At 42.3% G+C, this 23,672-nt stretch carries 21 protein-coding genes; 10 read left to right on the top strand and 11 right to left on the bottom strand.

The window, feature by feature from the left end; translation table 11 throughout:
* Window positions 1–87 precede the first annotated feature (87 nt).
* From truA to asd, 5 genes are all read right to left on the bottom strand, one after another.
* A complete protein-coding gene (gene truA, locus FTT99_RS10745; protein ID WP_180131706.1) occupies window positions 88–885 on the bottom strand; it encodes a tRNA pseudouridine(38-40) synthase TruA in 798 nt (265 codons plus the stop codon).
* Between the two features lie 16 nt (window positions 886–901).
* Complete coding sequence (locus FTT99_RS10740; RefSeq protein ID WP_180131729.1) at window positions 902–1,864, bottom strand: asparaginase domain-containing protein; 963 nt, start codon at window positions 1,862–1,864, stop codon at window positions 902–904.
* Window positions 1,865–1,913: 49 nt separating this feature from the next.
* Window positions 1,914–3,209 (bottom strand): fimbrial protein FimV, encoded by a 1,296-nt coding sequence (locus FTT99_RS10735; protein WP_180131703.1) that lies wholly within the window; start codon window positions 3,207–3,209, stop codon window positions 1,914–1,916.
* Between the two features lie 75 nt (window positions 3,210–3,284).
* A complete protein-coding gene (locus FTT99_RS10730; protein ID WP_180131700.1) occupies window positions 3,285–4,718 on the bottom strand; it encodes a hypothetical protein in 1,434 nt (477 codons plus the stop codon).
* Window positions 4,719–4,861: 143 nt separating this feature from the next.
* Complete coding sequence (gene asd, locus FTT99_RS10725) at window positions 4,862–5,980, bottom strand: aspartate-semialdehyde dehydrogenase (protein ID WP_180131696.1); 1,119 nt, start codon at window positions 5,978–5,980, stop codon at window positions 4,862–4,864.
* A gap of 185 nt (window positions 5,981–6,165) precedes the next feature.
* On the opposite strand from asd, the gene FTT99_RS10720 reads away from it, so the two are divergent.
* Window positions 6,166–7,293: an endonuclease/exonuclease/phosphatase family protein gene (locus tag FTT99_RS10720; RefSeq protein WP_180131693.1), complete on the top strand. Its 1,128-nt coding sequence runs from the start codon at window positions 6,166–6,168 to the stop codon at window positions 7,291–7,293.
* Between the two features lie 372 nt (window positions 7,294–7,665).
* Window positions 7,666–7,971 carry a hypothetical protein gene (locus tag FTT99_RS10715; RefSeq protein ID WP_257226790.1) on the top strand — a complete coding sequence of 102 codons (306 nt, stop codon included), beginning with the start codon at window positions 7,666–7,668 and terminating at the stop codon, window positions 7,969–7,971.
* 138 nt (window positions 7,972–8,109) lie between these two features.
* Here the strand turns inward: FTT99_RS10715 and FTT99_RS10710 are convergent, their stop codons facing one another.
* The 4 genes from FTT99_RS10710 to FTT99_RS10695 all read right to left on the bottom strand — a co-directional run bounded on the left by FTT99_RS10710 (window position 8,110) and on the right by FTT99_RS10695 (window position 13,129).
* Window positions 8,110–9,222 (bottom strand): glycosyltransferase family 4 protein, encoded by a 1,113-nt coding sequence (locus FTT99_RS10710; RefSeq protein WP_180010178.1) that lies wholly within the window; start codon window positions 9,220–9,222, stop codon window positions 8,110–8,112.
* Between the two features lie 32 nt (window positions 9,223–9,254).
* On the bottom strand, window positions 9,255–10,190 hold the full coding sequence (gene lpxL, locus FTT99_RS10705; protein ID WP_180131690.1) for an LpxL/LpxP family Kdo(2)-lipid IV(A) lauroyl/palmitoleoyl acyltransferase: 936 nt from the start codon (window positions 10,188–10,190) through the stop codon (window positions 9,255–9,257).
* Window positions 10,191–10,276: 86 nt separating this feature from the next.
* The gene (locus FTT99_RS10700) at window positions 10,277–11,038 is read right to left on the bottom strand and encodes a 3-oxoacyl-ACP reductase (protein WP_180131688.1); all 762 of its coding nucleotides are present in this window, start codon (window positions 11,036–11,038) and stop codon (window positions 10,277–10,279) included.
* 186 nt (window positions 11,039–11,224) lie between these two features.
* Window positions 11,225–13,129, bottom strand: coding sequence for an ATP-binding cassette domain-containing protein (locus tag FTT99_RS10695; protein WP_078192744.1), 1,905 nt, complete (start codon window positions 13,127–13,129; stop codon window positions 11,225–11,227).
* Between the two features lie 34 nt (window positions 13,130–13,163).
* On the opposite strand from FTT99_RS10695, the gene FTT99_RS10690 reads away from it, so the two are divergent.
* From FTT99_RS10690 to FTT99_RS10665, 6 genes are all read left to right on the top strand, one after another.
* A complete protein-coding gene (locus FTT99_RS10690; RefSeq protein WP_078189840.1) occupies window positions 13,164–13,409 on the top strand; it encodes a SlyX family protein in 246 nt (81 codons plus the stop codon).
* Window positions 13,410–13,541: 132 nt separating this feature from the next.
* Complete coding sequence (locus tag FTT99_RS10685) at window positions 13,542–14,543, top strand: hypothetical protein (RefSeq protein WP_180161449.1); 1,002 nt, start codon at window positions 13,542–13,544, stop codon at window positions 14,541–14,543.
* 70 nt (window positions 14,544–14,613) lie between these two features.
* On the top strand, window positions 14,614–15,063 hold the full coding sequence (locus FTT99_RS10680; RefSeq protein ID WP_078189705.1) for a hypothetical protein: 450 nt from the start codon (window positions 14,614–14,616) through the stop codon (window positions 15,061–15,063).
* Between the two features lie 38 nt (window positions 15,064–15,101).
* Entirely contained in the window at window positions 15,102–17,744 is a 2,643-nt protein-coding gene (topA, locus tag FTT99_RS10675; protein ID WP_180007162.1) for a type I DNA topoisomerase, read from the top strand.
* A 169-nt stretch (window positions 17,745–17,913) separates the two neighbouring features.
* Window positions 17,914–18,672 (top strand): hypothetical protein, encoded by a 759-nt coding sequence (locus FTT99_RS10670; RefSeq protein ID WP_168377896.1) that lies wholly within the window; start codon window positions 17,914–17,916, stop codon window positions 18,670–18,672.
* A 126-nt stretch (window positions 18,673–18,798) separates the two neighbouring features.
* Window positions 18,799–19,371 (top strand): HdeD family acid-resistance protein, encoded by a 573-nt coding sequence (locus tag FTT99_RS10665; RefSeq protein WP_180131680.1) that lies wholly within the window; start codon window positions 18,799–18,801, stop codon window positions 19,369–19,371.
* 77 nt (window positions 19,372–19,448) lie between these two features.
* Here FTT99_RS10665 and FTT99_RS10660 read toward each other — a convergent pair whose 3' ends face one another.
* Window positions 19,449–19,898: a carboxymuconolactone decarboxylase family protein gene (locus FTT99_RS10660; protein WP_180026607.1), complete on the bottom strand. Its 450-nt coding sequence runs from the start codon at window positions 19,896–19,898 to the stop codon at window positions 19,449–19,451.
* A gap of 83 nt (window positions 19,899–19,981) precedes the next feature.
* Here FTT99_RS10660 and FTT99_RS10655 point away from each other — a divergent pair, with 83 nt between their 5' ends.
* Window positions 19,982–21,112, top strand: a complete 1,131-nt coding sequence (locus FTT99_RS10655; protein WP_180131677.1) for a glycerate kinase — start codon at window positions 19,982–19,984, stop codon at window positions 21,110–21,112.
* Between the two features lie 65 nt (window positions 21,113–21,177).
* On the opposite strand, the gene FTT99_RS10650 is transcribed toward FTT99_RS10655, so the two are convergent.
* On the bottom strand, window positions 21,178–21,561 hold the full coding sequence (locus FTT99_RS10650; RefSeq protein WP_180161447.1) for a hypothetical protein: 384 nt from the start codon (window positions 21,559–21,561) through the stop codon (window positions 21,178–21,180).
* Window positions 21,562–21,658: 97 nt separating this feature from the next.
* Between FTT99_RS10650 and FTT99_RS10645 the strand changes: the two genes are divergently transcribed.
* Complete coding sequence (locus FTT99_RS10645) at window positions 21,659–23,647, top strand: ATP-dependent helicase (RefSeq protein ID WP_168377891.1); 1,989 nt, start codon at window positions 21,659–21,661, stop codon at window positions 23,645–23,647.
* Window positions 23,648–23,672: the final 25 nt, after the last annotated feature.

Genomic DNA, 23,672 nt, shown 5'->3' with positions numbered 1-23,672 from the left:
AAAGGGGGGAAGTTTCATTTTAAAGCTTAGCAATAATTGAGAAAATGAAACACCTCCCTCTATGAAAGAGAGGTTGGGATGGATTGTTTATTCAGGCATATTTAACCAATGTGGTCCCAGCGGAACTTGAGGAAGTTCAAACTGAGCTGGATAGTCTGCGTGGATAAAATATAGTCCATCGGGTGGTGCGGTGACACCTGCTGCTTTTCGGTCTTCAGCAGCAAAAATATCGTCAATATGGTCAATGTCATACATACCTTGCCCAATTTCCAATAAACAGCCCATGATGTTACGCACCATGTGATGTAAAAAACCATCCGCCTGAATATCTAGGACCAAGTAACATCCGTGTTGGATCAGACGGCAATGGCTGACATGACGAACGGGCTGATTGGACTGACACGCTGCGGCACGGAAGCTTTCGAAATTATGAGTGCCTTCAAATTTGGCCGCAGCACGTTGCATTTTCAGCACATCTAGCTTGGCATAAACATGGGTCACTTGCTTATGTAATAAAGCTGGACGTTGTGGATTGTTATAGACCACATAGCGATAACGACGTGCTTGCGCTTTAAAGCGGGCATGGAAGTCCTGATCCATTTCCTTAATCCATTGGATGGAGATATCACGGGGTAATTGGCTATTGCTGCCCATTAACCATCCGCGAATGGGGCGAATCGCCTGAGTATCGAAATGTGCCACCATATTGGTTGCATGGACGCCGGCATCTGTTCGGCCAGCGCCATGCAACATGATCGGCTCATTGGCTACTTTGCTGAGGATGGTTTCAATGGTTTCTTGCACGCTTGGTACGCCCGGTTGCTGAGTTTGCCAGCCCTTGTATTGCGTGCCACAAAACTCAATCCCAATCGCAAAACGTTGCATAGTTACCTCAAATGACTTAATCGTTCCAATGCGCAGTCCAGTCTGCGGCACTGCCGTATTGTAAATACATTTTCAAACATTTGGCATAAAGATCTGCATGACCCAAACAATTGCTTAGTAATATTCCACTGTCTTTGACCCAGTCACTCACAGCATAGCGTTGATCTATACCCCCATGAACAACCTGTGTACTTAAAATAATTTTGCAATTTTTTTGTTGTATAGCCTTTAATACATTGAGTAACTCAGCATCAACGGCAATATTGCCTGTGCCAAAACCTTGCAGAATTAAAACATCTGGCGTGTGTGTAAGCAGGGCGGCTAAATTTTGACTGTGTAGATCAGTTGCTATCGGTTGCCACATCCAATTCAGGCAATTGAAATGAGCTGCTTTGTCTAAATCATTGGCTTGAACAATATACGGCGATGTCAGCATTGAAAGTGGCTGTGTGGCTGGCAGCCCATCAAAGGCTTTCAGATCGGTTGTATGTACTTTTAATGCGGATTGAGCATGCATCAGTTGATGATGAAAGGCCAAATAAACCCCAACACTCGATTGATGTACCGATTCCAATGCAAAATTTAAATTGTCGATGGCATCGGTAAATTCACGGGTGTTGTCACCAACCACATTAAACAGCGGATATTGGCTGCCTGTAAGCACGATATGAGCAGACTGTGCCATAAAGTGTGCAAGTACTGCGCTGGCATAGCTAAGCGTGTCTGTGCCATGAATAATTACGAAATGCTGAAATTGTTGTAATTGTAAACTTTGAATTTGTTGGATCAGTGCCAGCCAGTCGGGTGCAGTACAAGCACTACTGTCACGAATGACAGGTGCAACAAAACATTCAATGTTTAGGTGTAGTGGCAGCACATGCTGTAATTTAGGTAAAAACGCATTCGCTGGCATGGGGCTTAAAGGTTCACCGATACAACCGAAGGTACCACCCATATAAATAAGAGCAATTTTTTTCATCATAAAAAAAGCAGCCTTGAAAGACTGCTTTAGTTTAAATCGCTTTTGCTTAAGATGCGATTTGATTCAGTAACTGATCTACTTGTTGACGCTGAGCTGAAGAAAACTCAGCCTCTTTTTCAGTTAAAATTTCACGTGCAGCGTCATAAGCACCTAGTTTGATGTATTGCGCTGCCAATTCAAGATTCAATTCAATTTCATTGACTTCAACCAGTTCAGGGAAAGATTTAACCAATGGATCGTTTTGGTCTGTAGCAGATGGGGTTGACGGTGTGCCTAAACCGCTAATGTCAAAACTCACACCACTTGAAGCAAGTGCGGGAGGTTTTTCTTCAGGTGTAGACTCTAAGTTAAACTCTGTTGCAGGAGCAACAACCGCTTCTTCTGTTTTTGCTGTTTCAAAAGCACCTAAGTCAAAGTTTAAGGTTGGAGCTTCAACTTTGTTTTCTTCTACAGCTGGTTTTTCTGTTGTAAATGAAAAATCTAAAGGCTCGATTTTTTCTTCTACAGTTTCTGTTTTGGTTTCAGCCGCAGCTTCAGTGCCTGGGGCAAAGTCCATTACAAAATCAATCGGTTTGATTTCTTCAACGGCAGGAGATGGCTGAGCAATCTCTTCGGTTTTCGGTGTTGCTTCAAGTGCGGGTTCTGGTGAAATTGAAAGCGTGTCAAATTCAAGCGGCTGTATTTTTTCAGCAGGAGCACTTTCAACTGGGGTAGAAATGTCTGCTTTTGCAGGCGTTTCAGTGGTGAAATTAAACTCTAGAGGCTTTTGTTCTTCAGAGATTGGTTTAGTTGGCGCTGAATTCATGAGCGCATCAAAATCTGAGGTATTGTTTGTAATTTTAGGAGTTGATGATGTAGAAGAATGATGAATCGCAATATCTTCATCAACATGTGAATTGTCAAACTCTACTTTTTTTGCTTCAGCTTGTTCTAAAATTTCATCGAGTTCAAGTGAACGAATATGGCTCAGCAATTGGCTGATGGCAAATTCGTCTTTTTGTAAAATGTGAATATCTAATAGATATAGGTATAACTCATGTTGTGAGTTGTCACGTTTTAACGATTGATTGATTTGCGCTTCAGCAGAAAAGAAATTACGTTCTGCAATTAATTTTTCAATTTTGCCACGAGCTTCTGTCGTTAATGGTGTCATTGATTTTTTTTCAATGACACTGTTTTCAACCACTTGAGTTTTCTTCGGAGTCGCTTTAGCTGAAACACCCGTTTTCTTGGTTTTAGTGGATGTTGGTTTGGCTTTATCTGATTCTTGATCTTTTTGGCGTTTGTTTAAAAAAACCAATACGATCACTAAGATCACTAATGGAATCACATAAATCAGCATGTTTTAACCCCTTGGAGATAGAGCGATATAAAGTTGCACTCATCTCTATAAAATCTTGATTGGTAACGTTTTAGTTTATTGGCTTCTTTTATCTGCTTGTTGAGCTTTCAACTGTTGTTGCAGTTGAGCAAGACGAGCATTTAATAATTGAATTCTGTGATCCTTTTGATTTAGCGCCAATTCTAATTGAGTTACGTTTCTCTGTAATTTAACGGTTTTTTCACGAGATGTCATAACTTTTAATGACAACTCTTTCGAAGTTTTATTCTTTTCTGCCGCACTGTTGGCAGAAGATTGTGCCGAATCTTGCGCTTTTTCTGCAACCAGACTCATTTCAGCTTGATTCAAACGGTATTTGGTTTTGCCTGACTGCTTCGAAGGCACTTTGGCAAGTTCTGCCGCAGAGACTTTTACAGGCTGTTTTGCTTGCTGCATACCATGCAGATTTAATGCCGCACCACGGCGCAGACGGTTTACGTCGCCCTGAATGAATGCATGTTCGTTGCTGTTTTTAATCTGTTGCATGACTTCAGAGACAGGGCGGTTTTGTTCTGTCGCAATACGTGAGGCAATCCCCCAAAGGCTTTCATTTGAGCGAACCACATATTTTGCCGCAGGTGTTGCTGTTGATGCAGCTGCAGTACTTGTTGGTTTTGGTGTAGATGCTGTTTGAGTTGTCGTTGTTGGATTTTCACGTTTTTGTGCTGCCTGCTCCGCAGCAAATTTTTGTGCCAATGGGTCTTGAGACCTTGCAGTTGATGCTGTTGCAGTTTGTGTGGCTTGCATTTCTGAACTGACAGAGCCGGTCGAATTGGTTTTTGTAACTTGCGAAATTGATGTTTCAGCACCTGATGAAGTACTTCCGCTATGTTGCTCCGCAGGCGTAACACTATAATTTTGTACATGCGTGACAGGTTCAATCGCAACAGGCGTTGACGTTGCTAATTGTGCTAACTGTGGAGGTGCTTTGGTACTGAGTAATAAGGGTTGTTCTGCAGCTACGGGTGCTTTTGCGGTATACAGTGTGCTGACAGGTAAATTTAAGGCAATATCTTTTTCATTTACAATCACGACAGGTGCTAAAGCACGCTCATTGGCACGTGTTTGATTCGCATTCGACGGCGCTGGATTGCGTTTTAATGGTGTGCGAATTTGTTGCAGGCGTGAAGCATTCCCTTCTTTAATATTGACAATAAAATTAAGTTCTGCATCGGTTACTGGACGCGAAGAGGTAATGGTAATTACCCCGTTGCCTGCACCATCACGACGCGTAAAGAAGTTTAAATGTCCCGGTGGTTGATGCCCTGTACCCATACTCAACAAATCCTCTGCCGTGGCTAAACTTGCATTGAGCGGCACAGATGTGTTTGAGTGGCGAAAATGAATCTCAGCGTACAGCAATTCCCCGGGTGCTGACTGGACTTGTACAGGATCAATGCTGATCGCTTGAATGTTTTGAGATGCAATAACGGCTAAAATGGCGATCTTTAATTTGTTATATACGGTCATCTTAATCTTTAGCTCGAATATATGTCGCATGGCGAAAATTATAGATTAGCGAGTTGTCAAAGAATTGTAAAATATTTACACGACAGTTACATAAAAAAGCCGATCAATTGTGATCGGCTTCCTGTTCATAGACTTAAAAATGCTTAAGCAGTTTTATAATCAATGAGAATTCTTAGCATACGGCGTAAAGGTTCAGCAGCACCCCAAAGCAATTGGTCACCCACAGTGAATGCGCCTAGGTATTCTTTACCCATGTTGAGCTTACGGAGACGACCAACTGGAACAGACAAGGTGCCAGTTACAGCAACAGGAGTCAGATCAGTCATTGAAGCTTCACGCGTATTTGGAACCACTTTAGACCAATCGTTGGCACTTGCGATGATATCTTCGATTTCATCCAGTGGAACATCTTTACGAAGTTTTAAAGTCAATGCTTGTGAGTGACAACGCATTGCACCAATACGGACACAGTGTCCATCGATTGGAACGATTTGCTGGTTGCCTAAGATCTTGTTGGTTTCAACTTGACCTTTCCATTCTTCTTTCGACTGACCGCTTTCAAGCTGTTTGTCGATATAAGGAATGAGAGAACCTGCTAAAGGCACACCGAAGTTCGCAGATGGGAAACCTTCACCGCGTTGTAGGGCTGCAATTTTAGAGTCGATATCTAAAATTGGAGAACGTGGGTCATCTAGCAAATCTTTGGTATTGTTGTACAAGTAGCCCATACCTGAAATCAGTTCACGCATGTTTTGCGCGCCTGCACCAGATGCCGCTTGATAAGTCATTGAAGTTGCCCATTCCACTAAATTATTTTGGAATAGACCGCCTAAACCCATTAACATTAATGAAACGGTACAGTTACCGCCCACGAATGTTTTTGTGCCTTTGACTAAGCCGTCTTTGATTACATTCATGTTTACTGGGTCAAGTACGATGATTGCTTCATCGTCCATACGTAAAGTCGATGCAGCATCGATCCAGTAACCATTCCAGTTTTCAGCTTTAAGCTTAGGGAAAACTTCAGTCGTATAATCGCCACCTTGGCAGGTGATAATGACATCCATTTGCTTCAGACTATCAATGTCCGTTGCATCCATAAGTGCTGGGGCAGTCTTACCACCAAACGCAGGGGCTTCACCACCTGCATTACTGGTAGAAAAGTAAAACGGTTCGAAATGAGCGAAATCGTTTTCTTCAACCATACGTTGCATAAGGACGGAACCAACCATCCCGCGCCAACCGACCAGACCTACTTTCATGTCACTTTGCCTCGGTGCGTTAAAAAAATAAAAAGGGGGTTCGAGTGTACCAAAAGGGCGCATAACTGCAAGCGCTACATAATGAAAACACCAATAATATTGTGCAATATATCTTGTTTATGTTACATGCAAAACTGATATAAATTTATGAATCAATAAAAAATAAAGAATATAAGGGAGGCGTAATGATTTGGATTGAAATACTGGCGGGCTTCGTCATTTGGTTGACATTTTGGTCACTGATCCCACGAGATGAATGGTGGTTTCGTGGTGCAGATTTTCCGCGCCTGCAAATCTTGGCTTTGGGTATATTTGCCTTCATGGGCTTAATTTTATGGAATGCTGAATGGGACTTGGCGCGTGAAATCATTTTAATTGGGTTGATTGCCGCCTTGGCATATCAATTAAAAATGGTTTTGCCTTATACCTTCCTTTGGAAAAAACAAGTCAAAAAAGTTCGATCAGACCAGTTAGACAAACAGAAACAAATTTCAATCATTGTCTCAAATGTACTTACGCCGAATACTCAATATCACTTATTATTGGCACAAATACAAAAGCATCAACCTGACTTAGTACTCACGCTAGAAACCGATCAAACTTGGCAAAATGAATTGGCAGTGATTGAAGCTGATTATCCTTATCGCGTACCCGTACCTTTGGATAATTTGTATGGGATGCATTTGTATAGCAAGTTAGAACTTAGTGAAACTGAAGTCAAATTTATTCTCAGTGATGAAATTCCTTCGATCCATACCCGAGTCACCTTAGCATCAGGAAATCAGGTTCAACTGTATTGTTTACATCCCAAACCGCCAAGTCCAACAGAAGCCAAAGATTCAACTTTACGCGATGCAGAATTGCTGATTGTGGGCGATCAGATTAAAGATTTAGATGAAAGTTGCATCGTTATGGGGGACCTGAATGATGTGGCATGGTCACGTACTACACGACTCTTTCAACGAATCAGTGGGCTTTTAGACCCACGTGTTGGACGGCATTTCGTAAATACCTTTCATGCCAATTATCCACTGCTGCGTTGGTCGCTCGACCATATTTTTCATAGTACAGATTTTGCATTGGTACACATGGAACGCTTGCCCAATATCGGTTCAGACCATTTTCCAGTCTATGTGGTGCTGCAAACAGGCAGGGTATTTGAGCAAATCCAAGAAGAATTAGAGCAAACAGATGAAGATGAACAAGAAGCGCAAGAGGCAATTCAGGAGGGTATAGAAAAAGCTGAGAAAGAGGAGAAGATTGTGACCGATGAAATCGCCCATGATTATAAGGATGGTACGAAGGCACCTTGATTTTGTTTGATTTAAGAGAAAAGTGTAAGAAATAGCTTACACAGCTTTCGGCTTCTGACGAATGGTCAGGTCAAGTGTATTGACTTATTCTTTGTTCATCGGCACATGGAACTGGGAACGGAACATCCCACTAAGGAAGACGAAGCCGATGGAAGCATCACGGAACGGATGCAGGAAAGGAAAGCCAATAAAAAATAAAAAGAATACTTGTGAAAGCACAACCTCATAGACCCGAGTTTTGCAGGATGCAGAACTCGGGTTTTGCTTTTGTGATATAGAATTTTTTGCTTTTCTTTTGATCAATTTCTTTATACAGTGTGCCAAGAAAAAAAACGATGAATTTCTAATAAAAATATAGGTATGAGACGTTCTATGCTGTCCGAATGGCACCAAAAAATATTGCAGATTACACACTTATCCACCGATGCACTTTCCATTTACCTTGGCTTAATCCTGTTCTTTTTTGTGGCCTTTTGCCATCACCGCCAATTGAAATCACATTATGCGATTTGGACGGTTGTGGTCGTTGCAGTGGGGTTGGAATTGTTTAATGCACGGCATGATATTTTAGATAGAGGCTATTGGCGTATAGGGCAAAGTTTGCAACATATTTTGAATGTCTTGTTACTGCCAATGATCCTTTGGTTGATGGCCCGATACCGTGTATGGAAGGGTTGAATCACCATTGAGTCATTCATGATAAAAAAGGATATTGTGCATTTCACAATATCCTTTTTAGATGATAATCGAGTTGCCGAATTAAAAATATTTCCCGAGCTTCATCCTGAGCAGTAAGGATCAATGGCGTGTAGTCAATCAAGCTGAATGCTGAGAGACCACTTGCGTATACAACTCCAAAGTCTGATCACACATCTCTTTTAAACTAAACATGCTGATAGGCTGCACGTGTTGTGGTTGGTCTAAATGCAACTTTAAGGTGTCGAGTAATTGTGTTTCATCATCGACAGTGACTAAACCTTGCGGATAGACATTCGATAAAATTTCAGCTACGCCACCACGGTTCCAACCGATTACAGGTGTACCTACAGACAGTGCTTCAAGTACTGTCCGTCCAAAGGTTTCCGCTTGGCTCGACAAAGACAAAACCAAATCGCTAAAAGCTAACCATTCACGGATATCTGAACGATGACCGACAAAAGTAATCCGATCACTCAGCCCTTTAGCCGCAATACTGTCTTGCATTTCTTGTAAATAAGCCGCTTTTTTCGGATCTGCACCACCGACCACTACCGCATGTACGTCGGGATACTGTGTTTGTAGCTGTTCCATTAAATGGATCAGGGTTTCATGACCTTTCAAACGGGTGATACGGCCTGGTAAGCAAATCAGACGCTTATTTTCTAGTTCAGGGAAATCTTTTAGGGTTTGATTGAGCCACTGTGCTGAGGGTTGATAGCCATGTGGAAAAGCCGCAGGGTCAATGCCACGATAAATACGCACAATGTCCTTAGTAGGACAGTTTTTGTAGTTGTCCGTGATGTATTTGACAACACTATCCGAGACCGCAATAACTTTTTCAGCCTGCGTCATGATTTGACTATAGCGATTAATCGAATAAAAACCATGTACAGTTGAAATCAGGTGAGGTCGTTTGTTTGCAGGAATCCCTTTGAGGGCAAAATGCGTGAGCCATGCAGGGACACGTGAGCGCACATGCACGATGTCTGGTTGATGTTGCTCAATCAGTTTACGTAGAGGACGAATTTGCCATAAGCTTGATAAGGCTTTTTTATGGATTGCGAGTGTGAGATGAGTTGAGCCTTCGGCTTCCAATTGAGTCACCATACGGCCACCATTTGAAACCACTAAGGACTCATGACCGGCGGTCACTAAAGCACGAGCTATTTCTAAGGTTCCTCGCTCGACACCACCACTGTTCAATTCAGGTAAAAGCTGCATTACTTTCATAGCATTTCTCTTTTTTATGTGCTGAGTTGAACTCAATAGATTTTGTCATAGCCTTGTGGGCGGGTTTTAAAGCGGCGATGGAACCACATGTATTGTGTCGGTGCGATTCGTAGCTGATTTTCAATAATTTTATTGGTTCGAACAGCATCCGAAACTTCATCGTCACTCGGAAAATTATCCAAAGCAGGTTCAATCAGCACATGATATTGAGGGTTGCTGATGTCGCCATCGCGATAAAAATACAACGGGATCGCCTCGGCTTTAGCAATTTTTAATAAGCGACGATGTGCAGTAACAGTGGCTGCTGGAGTACCAAAAAATGGTGCCATGACCCCTTGTTTTAAACCAAAGTCTTGATCGGGACTGTACCAAATGGCATGGCCATTTTTCAGATTGCGAATCAAGCCACGCATATCGTCATGGTCGATTTGGTTGGCATAGATGGTGGCACGGCAACGCACAATCAACATATCCAACAGCGGATTATTTTGCGGACGATAAACCACATCCGGCTCAAAAAACTGTGCGCATAAATAGCCACCTGCATCGAGCAGGGTAGAATGTGTGCCGAGGAGCAAAATACCTTTGCCTTCAGCTTGTGCATTTTGAATATGCTCTAAGCCTTCAATTTGCACCCGATTTTTGAACCACTGCGGGCTGTACCATGCATTTAAAGTTTCAAAAATACCAATCATTTGGTCGATAAAAACCTGTCGTGCATTGGCTTCAACTTGTTCTGACGTCCATTCAGGAAAGCAAACTTCCAAGTTGCGAATCGTGGTTTTACGACGTGACTTAAGATTGTTAAATGCGACAGAACCGAGGAATTGCCCAAGGCGATACTGAATTGCCCACGGAAGAATCGCCAAAATCATAAGAAATACAATCCCTATCCATATTCCCCAGTACTGAGGAAGTAAGAAAGACCATTGGAATTTTCCGGGTTGATATGTTGGCTTTTGACTCATAGGGCTAAATCAAAGATTAAAAATAGGGTTCAGTTTAGCATGAAGCTGAATTGAAAGAGAAAGTTCAACCTCATGCTGCATCAGACTTAACCTTTGACTAAACCGCCATCGACAATCAAATTCTGCCCGGTGACTGCACGTGAGTAAGGGGACAAGAACATCATGATGGCCGCCGCAAATTCTTCAGGTGTGGTCACTGTGCGTAAAGGTGTCGATGCTGCGATTAAATCAAACACGGCATCGGGCGTCGCTTTACTGGCATCGGTGCTTTGTAATAAGCCACCTGAAAGCATATTGATGTTAATCCCAAACTCACCCAGCTCATGCGCCGCTGTGCGAGTGAAGGCCAAAAGTGCTGCCTTTGCTGCAGTGTAGTCGTGGTAAGGCACGACAGGGTTTTGTACCAGGTTGGTACCAATATTCACAATGCGACCAAAAACCTGTGCTTTCATCTTGGGAAGCGCCGCTTGAGTGGTGTTGAGTGCAGCGACGACTGCGCCATCAAACTGTTGCTGTAAGTGCTGTGCAGTCAGTTCTTCCATTTTAGGACGGGCATCGCCATTAAATTGAAAATGGATGAGGGCATTATTTACGACAGAGGTGATCGCGGTACCAAAATGTGCTTCTGCTGCGGCAAAGAGCTGTTCTACTTGAGCTTTATCTGTGACATCAGCTTGATAGGTAAACACTTGCTGAGGAAATGCGGTCGCCAACTGTTCTGCCGCAGTTTGACTGGATAGATAGTTCACGACCACGCGTGCGCCTTCAGCTATTAAAGTTTGGCTAATTGCCAAACCGAGGCCACGTGCGCCTCCTGTAACCAAGACAATTTGATCTGAAATTTGCATACTCGTGACTCAATCTTATATTGAACGTCACCATAGCAAGCTTTTCACATTTGCGGAATCGTCTTTACAGACGCTGTATGCTCCAATTTGAAACAGCGTCATTTAGGTTAGCCATCCAGTCGAGTCATATGACATAAAAAAAGCCGTATCGAAATACGGCTTTTTCTGTGTGGAATATTTGTAGATTTATCCTTTAGCGAGCGTTTCTAGCTCATCTAAACGTTCCATTTTTTCTAGCATTTCGTCATCAATTTCAGCAAGACGCTGTGATGCTTTGGTCGCAGCATCGGCGTCAGTCATGAACCAAGAACCGTCAGCTAATTTTTCAGACAATTCAGCTTGCTCTTGTTCCAATGCTTCAATTTCAGTCGGCAGTTGTTCTAGGGCACGTTGGTCTTTATAGCTGAGCTTGACTTTTTTAGGCACGGCAGCGGCAGCCGCTGCTTCGGCTTTAGCCATGGCTTTTTTCACATCGCTTTTTTGATCCACGACAGTTTGGTCAGGACGCTGTTCCAAATAGTCTTGGTAACCGCCGATGTATTCATCGATTTGACCTTTACCATCAAAGACCCAAGTTGATGTCACCACGTTGTCCATAAAGGCACGGTCATGCGAAATCAGTAACAGTGTGCCTTTGTAAGCGCTGAGCATTTCTTCCAACAGTTCAAGAGTTACCATATCCAAGTCGTTGGTCGGTTCGTCCATCACGATAAGGTTCGATGGTTTCAGTAGCAGTTTCGCCAACAGAATACGGTTACGCTCACCCCCAGACAGTGCTTTAACCGGTGTACGTGCGCGTTCTGGAGAGAATAAAAAGTCTTGTAAATAACTGTAGATGTGACGACGGCTACCATTGACATCGACATGGTCTGAGCCTTCAGAAACGTTATCTTTCACTGATTTTTCAAGATCAAGTGCATTTCGAAGCTGATCAAAGTAAGCAACTTCAAGCTGTGTACCTGTTTTCACTGTACCAGTATGTTCTTGCTCACCCAAAATAGCTTTGATAAGGGTGGTTTTACCCACACCGTTGTCACCGACTAAGCCGATACGGTCACCACGTAATACCAGTGCCGAGAAATCTTTGATGATTGGCGCGCTGTTGCCAAATTGCACAGCTAAGTTTTCAATTTCAAAGACCACTTTACCTGAGCGCTGCGCATCTTGCGTTGCCATGCTCACTTTACCTTGTTGTGAACGGCGCGCTTTAGACTCTTCACGCAATGCTTTTAAGGCACGAACACGACCTTCGTTACGGGTACGACGCGCTTTAATGCCCTGACGAATCCAAACTTCTTCTTCAGCGAGTTTTTTATCGAATAGCGCATTTTGCTTTTCTTCCGCTTCCATTTGCTGAGCTTTGAGTTCGAGGTAACGTGAATAGTTACCTTCATAGCTACGCAAAATGCCGCGGTCAAGTTCTACAATACGGGTTGCGATGCTGTCGACAAATGAACGGTCATGTGAAATAAACAGCAGGGTTAAGTTGTTTTGATCAAGCAGGAATTTTTCGAGCCATTCAATACTTTCAACGTCCAAATGGTTGGTTGGTTCGTCGAGTAGTAAGACATCGGGCTGCGTCAAGAGAGCACGTGCCAATAAAACACGACGCTTACGACCACCAGACAAATCTGCAAGGTCAGCTTCTGGGTCTAGGCCCATTTTACTGAGGATAGCATTCACTTTGGTTTCAAGTGACCAGCCATCCATTTGATCCATCTGATGTTGTAAGTTACCCATGCGCTCACAGGCATCCATATCGCCGAGTACGCAGGCTTCGCTGGCTTCATGATAAGCACGCAGTACAGTAGCAGCTTCACCTGCACCATCGGCTACAATATCAGCGACTTTGCCCGAATCCATGGGGACATCTTGCGCAAGCATTGAAATCGTAATGCCATTTTGTAATGAAACTTCACCCCCGTCTGGCAATAAAGTTCCCTCAATCAGTTTAAGTAAAGTAGACTTACCTTCACCATTACGACCGATTAGACACACTCGCTCGCCACGTTCTAAACTGAAGTTCGCGCCGTCGAGTAGGGAAGGTCCGCCAAATGCAAGCTGGACGTCCCTTAAAGTAATATAGGCCATAATGTTTCCTGAAATCTTATATGAGGAGTGTAAATTGACTACACAACAAAATCTTGATGAACAGGCGTCATTTTCCGCACCCATTGAAGATTTGCAAGTCCGAATTGCATTTTTAGATGATTTAGTTGACCAACTGAATGATCAAGTTGCGCGTCAAAACGCCGAAATCGCTGATTTAAAGAAACAAATGCAGATGTTGTATCGTCGTATTGAATCGGCAGATTTATCTGAAGGCATCGCAGCATTTGACCCAATGACCAACCGCCCACCGCATTATTAATGTCGATTTTGAATGACAGGCAGATGACGAATCAGCGCCAAAGCTGTGGATTGGTGTAAATTTATTTGACCTTTTGCAGCGTGACAGGTCTAATGCACCGCATCTGCTGATCGAAACCCATTATTTCATCTCATGAGTCAAAAAGTTGTCCTGCTAGATTTGGAAAATAACCCGCCCACAGCAAATCTATTGCGCAATATCATTGAACATTACAGTACTTTGTATGTGTTTAGCTGCAGTGGAAAATTTGAATATGCACTTGAAGATTTAACTGAAATTGCAGGGTGGATCGCGAGTGGTCAATTGGTGGTTTTGGATATTCCAGAAACGCCGCAAAAAGAATTTGAATATGCGGTGATTGTGGGGCAACTGATGGCCTTGATGGATCCAGATGTGCATATTGAAGTGATTTCAGCAATGCCTGATATTGAATTACTGATGGAACAATTGGATGGCTCTGGGCTCAGCGCACATCTTATTCAAATTCAGTCAGAACAAGAAGTTTCACATAAAGTTAAGTATAAAATTCCTGACCTAGAAACCATTCGGAATAAACCTGATTTATTACTGATTAAACACTATTGTGATGGTCTGGAACAACTCAGTGGCAAGCCAAACAGTTTGGATAAACTGAAAAACTCGCTGATGAATATTTTGCAAGTCTCTAGCGAAAAAGCTCAGCATTTGGTCGGTATGTTGATCAATCTACAAATCGTCAAACGCTTTGATGAGCAGATTTCGATTCGAAAAAAAGTACTCAAACAATGGGTGCAGCTAGATTTAAATACGACTGCTGAAACAGCATTGCCGATAAAGACAGACCTGAATGCATTTACTGCTTCACTCGAAGAACAAACCTCAAATACTGATGATACGGCGTCGATGATTCAGGCTGCACAGCAAGGCTTATTTAAAAATTTCAATAAAATTGATCCTGTGCAAATGGAAGTGATCCGAAAATTGCATGAATTAAAGTCAGATAAACCAAAAGATATCTACGCCTTACGTGATTTATTGGAGCAAATGTTCCCACAATCTGATGTTCGACTATTACTTAAAGAGTTGATCGAAAAAGGATATATCTATTGGAATGGTCACGAAGTGCTATATAGCCATGAGATGTTCCTGAATTAATTTTATCGAGTGAACTTGCGTTTTATATTGCGCTTATGCAACTCTAATAAAGGAATATAAAGGTTGTGCTATGGAAAATACTGGAATCTGGGTTACCGTTTTTATTGTGGTCTTTGTACTTGGGTCGATTTTTGGACTTCGAGTAAATCCTAGAGAAAAAGCCTTGGGCATTATGCGCGAGAAGGCGCGTAAGATGGGGCTGCACCCACGTTTAGTGGCTGCACCTGCTTGGACCAAGATTCCAATGGCTTCTGAAAAACGTGCCAGTATGGTGGCGTATTACAGTGTGCTGATTCCAGATGCGCGTTTGCCTTTAATGCGTGCTTTAGTGGTCGATGACAAACTTGAACTGGTACATGGTGATGACAAGTTCAAGGATTTAGCCATTACATTAAAGGGCATTTATGCTATTGATATGCAGGCAAACTGTGTAGGACTCTATTGGAACGAAGAATCTGACTTAAGAGCCACACAGCTTGATGATATGAAAGCATTTTTACATTCATTGGCTGAACTTTAAATTTTAAAAAACCTATTAAACAGGAATGATGGTTAACTATGGCGAACGCTCCTCGGTCCACATCTAAAAGTACCACAGCAAAATCTGCCGATGCTGGGAAAAAGCGTGCGTTAGTGATTGTGGAATCGCCTGCAAAAGCGAAAACAATCAATAAATATTTGGGCTCTGATTACATCGTGAAATCATCGGTGGGTCATGTCCGTGATTTACCTACAGGCGGCTCGAGTAAAACAGCAGAGAAAAAGCCTGTAACTCGTGCAAAATTAACTGAAGCTGAAAAAGCCAAAAAAGCACAAAAAGCTTTGGTTAATCGTATGGGCGTAGACCCTGAAAATGACTGGAAGGCACAGTACGAAGTCCTACCGGGCAAAGAACATGTTGTTGCGGAACTGAAAAAGCTTGCATCGCAAGTTGACGAGGTCTATCTCGCAACGGATATGGATAGGGAAGGAGAAGCAATTGCTTGGCATTTAAAAGAAGTGATTGGCGGTGACGACTCACGTTATCAACGTGTGGTGTTCAACGAAATTACCAAAAATGCCATCCAAGAAGCGTTTAAACATCCTTCTCGCCTCGATACAGATAAAGTCAATGCTCAGCAAGCCCGTCGTTTCCTCGACCGTATTGTGGGCTTTATGATCTCGCCACTCTTATGGGAAAAAATCGCCCGTGGTTTATCGGCAGGTCGTGTGCAATCTGTGGCTGTAAAACTTGTGGTTGAGCGTGAACGTGAAATTCGTGCCTTCATTCCAGAAGAGTTTTGGCAAGTTTTTGCAGATACCAAGTCAAAGAAAGACGATATCCGCTTAGAAGCGGTGAAGCAAAATGGCAAGACTTTAAAACTGCACAATAAAGCTGAAACGGATGCTTTACTGAACCTGATTAAAGATGCCGACTACACAGTTTCAGCACGTGAAGACAAACCAACTAAGGTTAATCCAAGTGCGCCATACATCACGTCTACACTGCAACAAGCAGCGAGTACACGTTTAGGTTTTTCTGTGAAGAAAACCATGATGCTGGCACAACGCTTATATGAAGCGGGCTTTATTACTTATATGCGTACAGACTCAACATTCTTGAGTGATGATGCTGTGAATATGGTTCGTGGTCATATCGAAACTGAGTTTGGTCAAAAATATTTACCAGCTAAACCAAATCGCTACGGCAATAAAGCTGGTGCGCAAGAAGCCCATGAAGCGATTCGTCCATCAAATGTAGCGCTAAAAGGCGATAGTTTGGTGGGTGTAGAGCGTGATGCGCAGCGTCTTTATGACCTGATCTGGCGTCAGTTCGTTGCATGTCAAATGACCCCTGCAGAATATTTATCATCAACGATTTTAGTCAATGCCAATGGTGTTGAACTCAAAGCCAAAGGCCGTACATTGGTCTTTGATGGTTTCACTAAAGTGCGTGGCCAAAACAAATCGGATGATGATGTACTGCTACCTGCTGTAAAAGTTGGGGAAGTACTCAAGCTTGAAAAATTAGATCCATCTCAACACTTTACCAAACCACCTGCGCGCTTCACTGAAGCATCATTGGTCAAAGAGCTTGAGAAAAAAGGGATTGGTCGTCCATCGACTTATGCTGCGATTATCTCAACCATTCAAGACCGTGGTTATGTGAAGCTCGATAACCGTCGTTTGTTCGCCGAGAAAATGGGTGAAATCGTGACAGACCGTCTCGATGAAAACTTTAATAACTTGATGAACTATGCATTTACGGCAGACCTTGAAGGCCAGCTGGATAAAGTCGCCGATGGTGATCGTAACTGGAAAGAGTTACTCAATAGCTTCTACGGTGATTTTAAAACACGCTTAACCACAGCTCAGGGTGAAAATGGCATGCGCCGTAATTTACCTGTAGAAGTGGATGCGGTGCACTGTAAAGAATGTGACCGTCCGATGCAGATTCGTACAGGGACTACAGGCGTGTTCTTGGGTTGTTCAGGTTATAACTTACCGCCAAAAGAGCGTTGTAAGGGAACTTTAAACCTGACACCTGTAGAATCATTGGCTGCACTGTCTGACGATGACTCGGCTGAAACAGCAGATTTAATGTCGAAAAAACGCTGTCCAATCTGTGAAACAGCCATGGATAGCTATGTGATTGATGGTGGGCGTAAGTTGCATATCTGTGGTAATAACCCAGACTGTGCTGGTTTTGAGCTTGAAGAAGGTGAGTTCAAAATCAAAGGTTATGATGGTCCAACCATTCCTTGCGACAAATGTGATGGCGAAATGCAATTGAAGACAGGCCGTTTCGGTCCTTACTTTGCATGTAATAGCTGTGACAATACACGTAAAGTGTTGAAGAGCGGTCAGCCTGCACCTCCACGTGTAGATCCGATTAAAATGGAGCACTTACGTTCAACCAAACATGATGACTTCTTTGTTCTTCGTGATGGCGCAGCAGGTTTATTCTTAGCTGCAAGTAAGTTCCCGAAAGTACGTGAAACTCGTGCACCGAAAGTGGCTGAACTACGTTCTGTCGCAGATCAGTTGGATGCAAAATATCAGTTCATCTTACAAGCACCGGATGTCGATCCTGAAGGAAACCCAACATTGGTGAAATTCAGCCGTAAGAACCAAGCGCAATATATTGGTTCTGAAAATGCTGAAGGCAAACAAACCAAATGGTCTTTGGTGTACCAAGACGGTAAGTGGGTTGAGGCTTAAGCTTTAAAATCAATAAAATGCTGACTTCGGTCGGCATTTTTTATGTCTTTTGATCAGGGATATTTGATGATAGGCAATCTATTGAGCTTTTAAATTGTCCAAGACATTTTAAGAATGTTCTGTTTTAATTCTGAAAATAAATGCTAAAAATTAATTGAGATCTTGGGGAATGTGGAAAAAAATTCGGGTACTGTGTTTACTGCTGATTCTACTAGTGGTCGCAGTCAATGCCTATAAAGACAAAAACCAAGACTGGAGTAAACCGATCTTTGTATTGTTACATCCAATTAATGCAGATGGTCGAGAGAGCACACAAGCTTATATACAGCAGCTCTCTGTCAATGATTTAAATGATGTTCAACAATATTTACAAGCGACAGCACAGAAATACCGAGGGCAACCGACTTATGTGTATTTTAAGTTAGGTCGTGAGCTGAAAGTTTTACCTCCCAAAGTACCCAATGATGCTGGCATGTTGGACGTTATCTTATGGAGTTTGAAATTCCGCTACTATGCTTGGCAGCAGCATGAAAATGTAGATGGTGTTTCGAGTGTCACGCTATTTTTAAATTATTATGATCCGACTCAAACCAAAGAACTTAAACATTCCACAGCTTTGGAAAATGGTCGAATTGGATCGGTGAATATATTTGCATCGAATAAACAGACAGCGCAGAATAAAATCGTTTTAGCCCATGAGTTATTACACGCTTTTGGTGCAACTGATAAATATGATTTGGCCACAGGTCAGCCTATCTTCCCTGTCGGTTATGCAGAACCTGAGCGGCAGCCTTTGTTTCCACAAAGTAAAGCTGAACTAATGGCTGGGCACATTCCAACTTCACAGACGCAAAGTAAAATGCCTGAAGATTTAGCTGATACTGTGGTGAATGACGTCACAGCGATTGAAGTGGGATGGAAAAAATAATGTGGATAAAGCATATTTTATCCACAGCTTCAAGTGGCAGTGTGGATAAGATTTGGACTTTTCTTTTATTTTTCTTCATCATGAAGTTGCATAATCCATTGAATAACGAATAATTTGAGAAAAAACATGAGAACAGTAGGCAACGATTTAATTCGCAGTCAGCTCCATGAAAACCGTAAGTGGTATCTCGGTTTAGGTGCTTTATTGGTGGTCTTCGGATTGGTCCTTTTGGCAGCTTTGCCATTCGCGACAATCACTGTCATTTATATTTTTGGTGTGCTGATGATGTTAGGTGGTGTAATCCACTTCATCGCGGCATTTAAAATTTTTGAAGGCGGCTACCGCTGGTTCTGGGCACTATTTGGTGTGTTGTATTTGGTCGCAGGCTATTATGCCTTTACAACGCCTGTTAAAACGGCCATTGTCCTAACTAATTTATTGGCGATCATCTTGATTATTGCAGGGGTCATTCGTATCTTTAATGCTGTGCTATTTCGAGCATTTCAAGGTTGGGGATGGACGCTATTTTCAGGTCTATTGACCTTGATTACGGGGGGGATCATTTTGATGTCGCCTGATGCGCCATTTTGGGTATTAGGATTATTCTTGGCGGTTGATATTTTATTCCAAGGGGTCAACTACCTTACTTTGGCTTCTTATATTCGACGTGAAGTGCCGAAAAGCTCAGCAGAGCAGTAAACCTCTTGCGGATCTGATAAATAAAAAAAGAGTGCTGAGGCACTCTTTTTTTATTCACTTTTAATGTGTACAACCCGTTAAGGTTTCACGCTATAGCGGCTACTAATTGCAATTCGGTTCCATGTGTTGATCACAATAGCCAGCCATTCCACGGCACTGATTTGTTCATCTGTTAAAAAGGGCAAAGCATCTTCATAAACTGCATCGGGAACTTGGCCTTCGGCAATCAATGTAATTGCTTCGATCAAGCTTAAAGCTGCACGTTCTTTTTCATCGTAGTACGCAGTTTCACGCCATGCATTGAGTAGGCTAATGCGTTCAATACTTTCACCTGTTTTAAGTGCATCTTGCGCATGCATGCGAATACAGAATGCACATTCGTTGATTTGGGATGCACGTAATTTCAGTAAATGGGCTAAACCTTCACTTAGGCCAGACTCATTTATTTTTTGCATTGCCAGTGCATCAAGTTCTGCAACTTTTTTATACTGTTCAGGTGCAGACTGACCTAGATTGATTCGTGACATTTCGAGCCTTTCTGATGTTTTTAGATATACCTGCTATTTTAAAACCGTTATGGTTGAGGACAAGTTTTATTTTGAGCATTTAGATGACCACTTTTGTTCTTGCGCCCGATTCATTTAAAGAAAGTATGAGTGCTCAACAAGCCTGTGACGCGATGCAGCGTGCAATTTTAAAGCTCATACCTGACGCAAATGTCATCGCTGTGCCAATGGCAGATGGCGGTGAGGGAACTGTAGATGCGTTACTCAGTGCTTGCGACGGTCAAAAAGTGACGATAGCGCTTACAGGTCCTTTGCCCAATCAAGGTGTGACGACATATTTCGGTTTGATCGACGGTGGAAAAACTGCGGTGATTGAAATGGCAAAAGCCAATGGTATTCATCTTGTCGATATTGCTCAGCGAAATCCTTTACTGACGTCAACTTATGGTACGGGCGAAATGATCCAGGCTGCTCTAGACTTCGGAGTAAGTAAAATTATCATTGGCTTGGGCGGGAGTGTGACCAATGATGGCGGTGCAGGTATGGCGCAGGCCTTGGGGGCACAATTTTTAGATGAAAATGGCTTGGAAATAGCAGTTTGTGGTGGTTGTCTCGATCAAATTAACAGTATTGATTTGACGCAGATCGACTCACGTTTAGCGCAAACAGAGATTATCATTGCTAGCGATGTCATTAATCCACTATGTGGTGATAATGGCGCATCCCATATCTTTGGCCCGCAAAAAGGCGCAACGCAGGAGATGGTGCATCAGTTAGATCAGAACCTCAGTCATTATGCCGATGTGGTTGAAGCGACACTGGGTTGTGCTTTACGTGATGTAGCAGGTGCAGGTGCTGCAGGTGGATTAGGTTTTGGGTTGATGGCTTTTGCAGGTGCATCGATGCAATCAGGTGTGGAATTGGTCATTGAACAAACTCAGTTGAAGGAAAAAATAGCACAGGCAGATTATGTGCTGACAGGTGAAGGGAAAATTGATCATCAAACCAAGTTAGGTAAAACACCATTTGGTGTGGCGCAGGTTGCAAAAAAGTTTAATAAACCCGTGATCGCCTTTGCTGGTCTAGTGGGTGAGGAAATAACAGAACTCTATGATTTAGGTTTCACACAGATTGTTGGGATTAATCCACCAGATTGTAAGTTGGAAGATGCATTAAAAAATGCGGAACTAAATTTGGAACATTGCTGTAGAAATGTGATGAGATGTTTGAAATAAAAATCAAGGTAAAATTTATACATGCATCTAGTGAGTTTTAAGATAATCATAGTTAGAAAATATGATTAATTTGGTTGAGAATCTTTGCAATATTTTTCCATTGGTTTTTGATTTTTTGGAATTATATTTTCAATGTTTTTTATATTTTCTATTGCATTTTCTTTTGCCCGTTTCGCTTTTAATAATTCAGAATTCTCTGAAGCAATTTCATATTGTGCTTTACTCATTTTATAAGTTGCACATAAATTATCGGATATAAGCTTATGATTGCCAGAAATTAGAGCTACAGCTAGATCATCATGGAGTTGAATTCCTTTCTGATTATTTTTACTTATCAACTGATCAAATTCAGTTTGAGTCAATTTTTTTGCATAAGATGGATGATTTGTAAATATTATGAGTAATAAAATTGGCTGAAGGACATGGTTAATTAGCTTAAAATTTTTCATAAACTTATCTTTTTCTAGTTGTAATTTTGATCCTACATTAGCATGTATTTTTTTTCAATCTGCTAAACTATACCTATCCATAAAATGATGAGTACACATGAGTTTAGCCAACCTGATTGATGAATTAAATCCTCAACAAAAACAAGCCGCAACAACAGAAGCACAGCATAGCTTGGTTTTGGCGGGAGCAGGTTGTGGTAAAACCAAAACCATCGTGGCGCGTGCAGCTTATTTAATTGATCAAGGCGTGCCTGCCAATCAAATTCAAATTTTGACTTTTACTCGCCGTGCAGCGAGTGAAATTGTTGCTCGTGTGGAGTTGGCTCTAGGTGAGCAAGCCAAAGGGTTACGTGCATCAACCTTTCATACCTTTTGTATGTACCTCTTGCGCCGTATTCCAAAAGCCTTTGGTCTAGAACAGTTTTCGATTATTGATCGTGATGATCAACTCATGATGTTCCGCCTGATTCGTGGCCGTGATGATAAGAAAAACCCCAATCACTTGCCCAAGCCAAAAGAACTCTGTGACCTATATTCTTTTGCGCGGAATACGCGTCAAAAACTTAGCATTGCCATGGAAAAGCAAATGCCTGAGTACTTTGCTTTAAAAGATCAAATCGCGGATATCATGAAAGAATACGAAGCTCGTAAACGTGCGCGTAGTTTTCTCGATTATGACGATATCTTGGCGATTGTGGCGAAAGCCTTGGCGGAATCAGATGGATTGGTCGATTATGTCGCTTCGATTTGTCGCCACATGTTGGTTGATGAAATGCAGGATACCAATCCGCTGCAATGGGCGTTACTTGAGCCACTAAAAGAACGTGTCAGTTTGTTCTGTGTTGGCGATGATGCACAGTCGATTTACGGCTTCCGTGGTGCGGACTTTGAAAACATTCATCATTTCAAAGAGCGTGTACCAGACGCACAGATTTTCAAACTCGAAAAAAATTATCGTTCAACCCAAGAAATTTTAGACTTGTCGAATTGGTTGTTGGATGAAAGCGAAATTAAATATGACAAACGCTTAGATGCCTATCGTGGTGAAGGGATTAAGCCGAAAATGCATATTTTCCCGAATGAGTTTGATGAAGCCAAATGGATTGCCATCGACATTAAAGAACGTCATTACCTCGAAGGCAGCAAATGGTCGGATCATATGGTGCTTGTGCGTTCAAGCTTTGCTGCTCGTCATATTGAAGCAGCCTGTATTGCCGCAAACGTGCCGTATCGCTTTATTGGCGGCATGAAATTACTTGAAACAGCCCATGTAAAAGACTTGCTCAGTGTACTGCGTGTAGTGGCCAATCCTTTAGATGATATCGCGTGGATGCGCTTTTTAACCTTATGGAATGGTGTGGGTGATGTCGGTGCGAGTAAGTTATCGCAGCAGATTTTACTTGAGCCAGAAATGCAAGCCATTGCAACCAAGTTGGAAAAGTTTGGCAAAGTACCTGACCAAGCGATTCTGATGATGAAGCAAATGTCGGTGTTGAAAGATCAAGTCAAAGAATGTGTAAGCTTGGCTGTTCAAGCGATTTCTGAGCAGCTGGAAGAAAACTATAAAAAAGATTGGAACCGCCGTGTCGGGGATTTTGATTTGGTGAAACAACTGGCATCAAAGCATACACAGCTCAGTGAATTTCTTGAAGAGTATGTGCTCGATCCTGTGTCTATTTCTGAAATTGAACGGCAATCAGATAGTGATGTCGTGACTTTAATTACCATTCATTCGGCAAAAGGAACGGAGCAAAAAGTCTGTTATGTGGCGAATGTCACACCAGGGCAATATCCGCATGCACGTGCCCAAGGTAATTTCGATGAAGTGGAAGAAGAACGTCGGGTGTTATATGTGGCGCTGACACGTGCGCAAAATGAATTGATTTTGACTAAGCAAAACTTGAACCACTGGGCGCGTGAAACTGTCGATGAGCAAGGGCGTAAAGTAGAAAGTTACTTTATGAATGATTTAACTCGAAACCTATGTAGTTTGGAAACACATTATAAAACCCGTCAGCAAACCGTAAAAAGTGCGTTAATCGAAAGAAAATCGATTAATTTAGATTTTGGTATCGATCTCGATTAAAATAGATTTTTGACGTGATTTACAC

It is taken from the genome of Acinetobacter sp. YH12040 (genome assembly GCF_013420005.1).
Taxonomy (GTDB): Bacteria; Pseudomonadota; Gammaproteobacteria; order Pseudomonadales; family Moraxellaceae; genus Acinetobacter; species Acinetobacter amyesii.
The sequence above is the reverse complement of the archived record's forward strand: the minus strand, read 5'-3'. Positions and strand labels throughout refer to the sequence as shown.